Origin of the sequence: Maricaulis sp. (assembly GCF_048270265.1) — a bacterium.
GTDB lineage: Bacteria > Pseudomonadota > Alphaproteobacteria > Caulobacterales > Maricaulaceae > Maricaulis.
Map to the genome: position 1 here is coordinate 22887 of NZ_JBLWTD010000029.1, position 6347 is coordinate 29233.

7 protein-coding genes are annotated in these 6347 nt (G+C 64.8%); 6 read left to right on the plus strand and 1 reads right to left on the minus strand.

The window, feature by feature from the left end; genetic code table 11:
* The first annotated feature begins 4 nt into the window (after positions 1–4).
* Entirely contained in the window at positions 5–358 is a 354-nt protein-coding gene (locus tag ACN0YF_RS13140) for an ArsC/Spx/MgsR family protein (RefSeq protein WP_417494730.1), read from the plus strand.
* Positions 355–1476, plus strand: coding sequence for a threonine aldolase family protein (locus ACN0YF_RS13145; protein ID WP_417494731.1), 1122 nt, complete (start codon positions 355–357; stop codon positions 1474–1476). Before ACN0YF_RS13140 ends, ACN0YF_RS13145 begins: the two co-directional genes overlap by 4 nt.
* On the opposite strand, the gene ACN0YF_RS13150 is transcribed toward ACN0YF_RS13145, so the two are convergent.
* A complete protein-coding gene (locus ACN0YF_RS13150; protein WP_417494732.1) occupies positions 1445–2542 on the minus strand; it encodes a PDZ domain-containing protein in 1098 nt (365 codons plus the stop codon). The genes ACN0YF_RS13145 and ACN0YF_RS13150 overlap by 32 nt on opposite strands.
* A gap of 69 nt (positions 2543–2611) precedes the next feature.
* On the opposite strand from ACN0YF_RS13150, the gene ACN0YF_RS13155 reads away from it, so the two are divergent.
* The 4 genes from ACN0YF_RS13155 (at position 2612) to ACN0YF_RS13170 (ending at position 6279) form a co-directional block, all read left to right on the plus strand.
* Entirely contained in the window at positions 2612–3193 is a 582-nt protein-coding gene (locus ACN0YF_RS13155) for a TIGR00730 family Rossman fold protein (protein ID WP_417483103.1), read from the plus strand.
* A 98-nt stretch (positions 3194–3291) separates the two neighbouring features.
* Positions 3292–3708 (plus strand): MAPEG family protein, encoded by a 417-nt coding sequence (locus tag ACN0YF_RS13160; protein WP_417494733.1) that lies wholly within the window; start codon positions 3292–3294, stop codon positions 3706–3708.
* A 58-nt stretch (positions 3709–3766) separates the two neighbouring features.
* Positions 3767–4834, plus strand: coding sequence for a peptide chain release factor 1 (prfA, locus tag ACN0YF_RS13165; protein WP_417494734.1), 1068 nt, complete (start codon positions 3767–3769; stop codon positions 4832–4834).
* Positions 4835–4923: 89 nt separating this feature from the next.
* Positions 4924–6279, plus strand: coding sequence for an alpha/beta hydrolase family protein (locus tag ACN0YF_RS13170; protein WP_417494735.1), 1356 nt, complete (start codon positions 4924–4926; stop codon positions 6277–6279).
* The last annotated feature ends 68 nt before the right edge of the window (positions 6280–6347 follow it).

The window sequence follows — 6347 nt, forward strand, 5'->3', positions numbered from 1 at the left end:
GCCCATGACCCTCACCCTGTACGGCCTGAAAAACTGTGACACTTGCAAGCTCGCGCTCCGGGAAATCACGGCGGCGGGGCTTGAGCACAACTTTGTCGATATCCGCAGCGATGCGGACCTGATGGCGCTGATCCCGGTCTGGTTGAAACTGGCCGGCGCCAAGGCTCTGCTCAATACCCGGTCGACGACCTGGCGTGGCCTGTCGATCCAGGACCGGCAGCTGGCCGAAAGCGAGCCTGCTGCAGTGCTGATCGCCAACCCGACTCTGGTCAAACGGCCGGTGATCACGGTCGGCGGCAAGCTCCATGTCGGCTGGGCGCCGGCCGTGCGCGAGGCTGTACTGGGTCCTGCGGCATGACGATTGATGCCAAGCTGCGGGCTGGCTGCGAGATCAGCCTCGGCTTCCCGCATCACGGTGTGGTGACGGCGGCCGATCATCTGCGCGCCGTCGCCAGCTACATGGATGCCGAGGGGCTTGAGGCCGAGATGTATCTCGGCGGGCCGATGGTCGCGGCGCTGGAAGCGAAAATCGCAGACCTGCTGGGCAAACCGGCTGCGATGTGGTGCCCCACCGGCACAATGGCCCAGGGTATTGCAGCCCGGATTCATGCCGGTGCGACCGGGTCCCGGACCATCCAGCTTCACCCGACGTCGCATCTCGAACTGCATGAGGAGCGCGGCTATCATTTCGCCCATGGGCTTGATGCGACACTGATCGGGCAATGGTCGTCACCGCTGGCGGCCGATGACCTTCAGCCCGGCGCAGCCTGCGCCTTCATCGAATTGCCGCAGCGCCACAATGGCGGTGCCCTGCCGGCCTGGGACGAATTGCAGGCGATCAAGGCGCGCGCCCGGGCGCTCAACCTGCCGCTGCACCTGGACGGTGCCCGCCTGTGGTCGACCCGGCCCTTCTATGATGACCGGAGTTATGCCGGGGTCTGCGATGGCTTCGCCTCGGTCTATGTCTCGCTCTACAAGGATATCGGCGCTCTCGGCGGCGCGGTGCTGGCCGGGGAGGCGGACTTCATCGCCGACGCGCGGCTGTGGGTGGCGCGCCTGGGTGGCCGCATCGTGTCACCCGTGCCGATGGTCCCCGACGCGCTGCGCCTGATCGAGCGTCAGCTCGAGCTGATGCCGGCCTTCGTCGCGCGGGCGGGCATGCTGGCGGCGGCCCTGTCGGGGATTGAGGGCGTTGCGGTCACGCCCGACCCGCCGCACGTTAACATGCTGCATCTGCGCGTGCCATGTGACGCGGCGACGGCCGAACGCGCCCGTGATGAAGCTGCGCGGCAGACCGGCGTCTGGCTCGGAAACCGTTTCTGGGATCTGGAGGGCGGCGCAGTCTGTGCGCTGGAGATAACCGCCGGCGAGGCCCTGCTCGATATTCCCGATGCACGTCTGGCCGAGGCGGTCTCGGTGCTCGCCCGGGAGATCGCTGCGGCGCCTATTCGACCAGCGCAAACAACTGAAGCCTAAGGGTCAGGGGCTGGCCATTGCGGACCAGGCTGACATCCAGCGTGTTGGATGGTGGAGGCCCCTCGCAGCCGCGCCGGTCGAGCGGCTGGCCATTGAAGGCCGTGACAATATCGCCGGCCTGGACGCCGCCAAGGCTGGCCGGGGTATTGTCGATGACGGCTTCGACCCGGTACCCCAGCCGATGCGGCTCAAACACCATGCCGTGATCATAATCCGGTTCGAAGGTGATCGGCCGTTCCGGATGCGTGCGCACCATGCGGACGCGCTCGGTGGCCTGGTCGAAGGTCCAGATGAAATGCCGCATCACCTCGCCGCCGATCAGTTCGGTGCCCGGGGTGGATTGCAGCGTCGGTGCGATCAGCCGGTTGGGACCGATGCGGGCATCCTGGCGCGAGCGGGCGCCCGAGCGGCGTTCGACCTGGCGCAGGCGCATTGAGGCCCCGGTCGGCCGCGGTGGCTCGACGGTGTCATAGAGGTCGATCCGGCGCACCGCCAGGCTGGTCAGGGCCGCGCCGCTGTCGATCAGCATCCGCCGGCGGCGGTCGGGAAACTCCACCACCATCCAGGGGCGATAGTCCGGTCCATCGGCATCGAACACGGTGACGCCGTCGGGCCGTGGCAGGCGGCCTTCCTCTAGCCGCATCTCGCCCAGCTCGTAATCGAGGGTCAGCAGGAAATCGCTGAAGGCTCCGAAGGAAAGAATGCCGTCAATCGGATGCCCGAGGGCCCGGGCGAGATGATCGAGTTCGCCGACCCGCGCCTGCAGATGATTGATCGAGACCGGCCCGGCATGGGCATCGCGGATATTGGCGCGGTCACGCAGACCGAGCCGTATGCCGCTGACGCGCTCGATACTGTCGGGATCGACATAGGAAGATGAGGCGCCGGTGTCGTGCAGAAACCAGAGTGTGCGGTCCTCGGGATAGCCCTCACGCGGGGAGAGTGTGATCGGGATGAGAAAGTAGCCGCGACAGATTTCTGTGGGTACGATGACAGGCTCGGCGGCCAGGGCGGCGCTGCCAATGCTCAGCAAACTTGCGATGGCCAGCAATGCGTGTTGGATCAAGGGACTGAGCTCCAAGCCTGCCGGTCAGCTTACCCAGCTGGCCCGGTCCGCCAAGGGGAAATGTTGCCGATGAAATCGATTTGCGTCTATTGCGGGTCAAATCCGGGCCGCGATCCGGCTTTTGTTGCCGCAGCGCAGGATGTTGGCGCGCGTCTCGCCAGGGCCGGAATCGAGATCGTCTATGGCGGTGGCCAGGTCGGGCTGATGGGGGAGCTGGCCAATGCGGCAATGCAGGCCGGCGGCCGGGTTGTCGGCGTGATCCCGGAATTCCTCGCCCTGAAGGAAATCGCCCACCTCGATCTGAGCGCGCTCTACGTCGTGCAGTCCATGCATGCGCGCAAGGCCAAGATGGCGCATCTCTCCGATGCTTTCATCGCCCTGCCGGGCGGTATCGGCACGATGGAAGAGTTGTTCGAGATCTGGACCTGGGGGCAGTTGGGACAGCATCGCAAGCCGGTGGGCCTGCTCAATGTCAACGGCTATTACGATGATCTTGTGGCCTTTCTCGACAAGATGACGGCGCAGGATTTCCTCGCCGGCGATCATCGCGCCTCGCTGATGGTGTCCGACGATATCGAAGCCCTGCTGCAGGAATTCGAGGGCTATGAGGCACCGCCCGCCGATGTGCGGCTCAAGACGCTCCAGACCTGATCGCGGTTCGCTCTCCACGGGCGATGCACACAAGAAAATTGTCGCCTTGGGGCCGCGAATGCGTTTAGCGTTCCGGCAGACAAAGCGGGGAGAGTGCGATGTATGAGACTATCCTGACGCCAGTACTGGCGCTGATCGTGTGGACGCTGGTGATGTGGCTGTGGATGTATGCCACCCGCATTCCCGCGATGCAGAAGGCCGGCATCAATGCCGCCAAGATGACGTCGAAGAGCGAAATGGATGTGTTGCCGGTCGAAGTCCGCCGCATCGCCGACAATTACAATCACCTGCATGAACAACCGACGATCTTCTACGCCCTGGCGGTCTATTGCCACCTGGTCGGTCTGACCGATCCGCTGATGATCGGACTGGCCTGGGGCTATGTCGCGCTGCGCGTGTTGCACAGCCTGATCCAGGCGCTTTGGAACTTCATTCCGGTCCGCTTCCTGGTGTTTGTCAGCTCGACCATTGTGCTGGTGGTGATGTCGGTTATCGCGGTCCTGGCGCTGATCTAGGCCGGCCAAACAGCCGCGCGGCATTTGCAAGAACAGCGTCAGGTGCTAACCGAGCGTGATGCACACGCCCGCTTCCAGACTCGCGCAAGTCATTGATCGCTTCGACCAGGTCGAGGCGCGCCTTGGCGCTGCCTCCGACTCATCAGAAATCGTCAAACTCTCCAAGGAGCACGCCGAGCTGCGGCCCGTGGCCGAAAAGGCCAAGGCCCTGCGCGCCGCGCGCACCGAACTCGACGAGCTCGCCGAGATGATGGAGAGCGGTGATGCCGAGATGGCGGATCTGGCGCGTGAGGAGTTCTACGAGCTGAAGGAAACCCTTCCCGCGCTCGAGCTTGAAATGAGCCTGGCGCTGTTGCCCAAGGACAAGGATGACGCGGCCAATGCGCTGATCGAAATCCGTGCCGGCACCGGCGGCGATGAGGCGGCGCTTTTCGCGGGCGATCTCTACCGCATGTATGAGCGCTATGCCCAGCTGCAGGGCTGGAGCTGGGAGCTGGCTTCGGCTTCGGAAGGCGATCATGGCGGCTATAAGGAAGTCATCGCCTCGATCTCGGGCAATGGCGTGTTCGGACGGCTGAAATTCGAGAGTGGCGTGCACCGGGTTCAGCGCGTGCCGGCGACGGAAAGCCAGGGGCGGATCCACACCTCCGCCGCGACGGTCGCGATCATGCCGCAGCCGGAAGATATCGATATCGAACTCAACATGTCCGAGATCCGCGTCGACACCATGCGCGCCTCCGGCGCGGGCGGCCAGCACGTCAACAAGACCGACAGCGCCGTGCGCATGACCCACCTGCCGACCGGCATAGCCGTCGTCTGCCAGGAAAAGTCCCAGCACCAGAACCGGGCCAAGGCGATCGAATTGCTGAAAGCCAAGCTCTATGACATGCAGCGCGAGGCGGCCAATGCCGAGCGCGCTGCAGAGCGCAAGGGCCAGATCGGCTCCGGCGATCGCTCGGAACGCATCCGTACCTACAACTATCCGCAGGGCCGGGTTTCCGATCACCGCATCAACCTCACCCTCTACAAGCTCGACGATATCGTCGCCGGCGACGGGCTCGACGAAGTCATCTCGGCCCTGATCGCGGAAGACCAGGCCGCCCGGTTGGCGGCTTTGGAGGAATAGGCGCAGCTTGCGTCCCGGTTGACTGGGTTGCGGGCCCGCTATCCTCTGAGCTCCCGGGCATTTCAGACCCGGCAAGGTTGGAGCTGCCCATGTTGAAGTCCGGTATTGTTTTGGCGCTCGGCGCCGCGGGGCTGCTCACAGCCTGTTCCGGAAACGAGGCGCTGGACCCGGCCGCGATCTGCCATGTCGGCGTCTACCAGACCGCATCCGGTTCGATCATCGACCTCGCACCGGTGGCGGGCGCGGATCTGCGCTGGCGCGCCCTCGACGGGCAGGTCGGCCGCATCTCGGCCGGTGAAGACGGTCTCTGGTCGGGCACAACCGGCTGGACCGACCAGCCCAATCCGGCCCGTTTCGATCTCGGCGAATGCGGCACGACAAGCCTCACAATTGAGGGACTCGAGGGCTATAACGGCGTCGCCGAGCGCATTGAGCTCGACATCATCGACACCGAATTTGAAAGCGACGGGCTGACGCTCGCCGGACGCCTGCTCCTGCCACAAGGTGCCGAGCCGGTTCCGATTGCGGTCTGGGTGCATGGATCGGAGCGCGATTCGGCCCTCGACTGGGCCTATGCCCAGCGCATCATGCCGGCGCAGGGCGTGGGCATTTTTGTCTATGACAAGCGCGGGACGGGCGCCTCCGAGGGCGAATACTCACAGGATTTCGAGGCGCTGGCCGGTGATGCAGCGATGGCGCTGCAACGCGCCCGCGAACTGGCCGGGCCACGGGCCGGACGCGTTGGCCTGTTCGGCGGCAGCCAGGGTGGCTGGGTTGCGCCGCTGGCAGCGACGATGAGCGATGCCGACTTTGTCATGGTCAGTTTCGGCATGATGGTCGCCCCGACCGACGAGGACGCATCGGAAGTCCAGCTCGAACTGCGCGCGGCCGGCTATGACGATGAGGTGCTGGCCCAGGCCGCACAGGTTACCGATGTCACCGGACGCCTGATGGCCTCGGGCTTCACCGACGGGCGCGAGGACTTTACGCGGCTGAAACAGCAATGGGGCAATGAGGACTGGTTCCGCGCCATTGAAGGCGAATATTCCGGACAGATGCTGGATGCGGGCGTGACCGGCTTCAAATTCGTCTATCTCAATTTCTTTGATGCGGGCACCAGCTGGGGCCATGATTCCATCGAGGTCATGAACCAGGTCGAGGTTCCGGTCTTGTGGGTTCTCGCCGGGCAGGACCGCGAGGCACCCCCGGATGCGACGCGCGATATCCTGCGCGCCCTGATCGCCGAGGGCCGGGATATCGAACTGGTCGAGTTCGCGAATGCGGATCACGGTATTCTCGAATTCGTTGAAACCGATACCGGGCGGGAATCGACGCGCTATGCCGATGGCTATTTCCGGCTGCTGGGTGACTGGGCCCGCAATGGCCAGCTCGAAGGCAGTTATGGCGACGCCCTGCTGGCCGGGCCGGTGGCGCAACAGCCATGAGCCAACGCCCGTCCCCACCCAACGCGTTCGACGCCGCCGTGCAGGCCAACGCCACGGAGCAGGCGGGC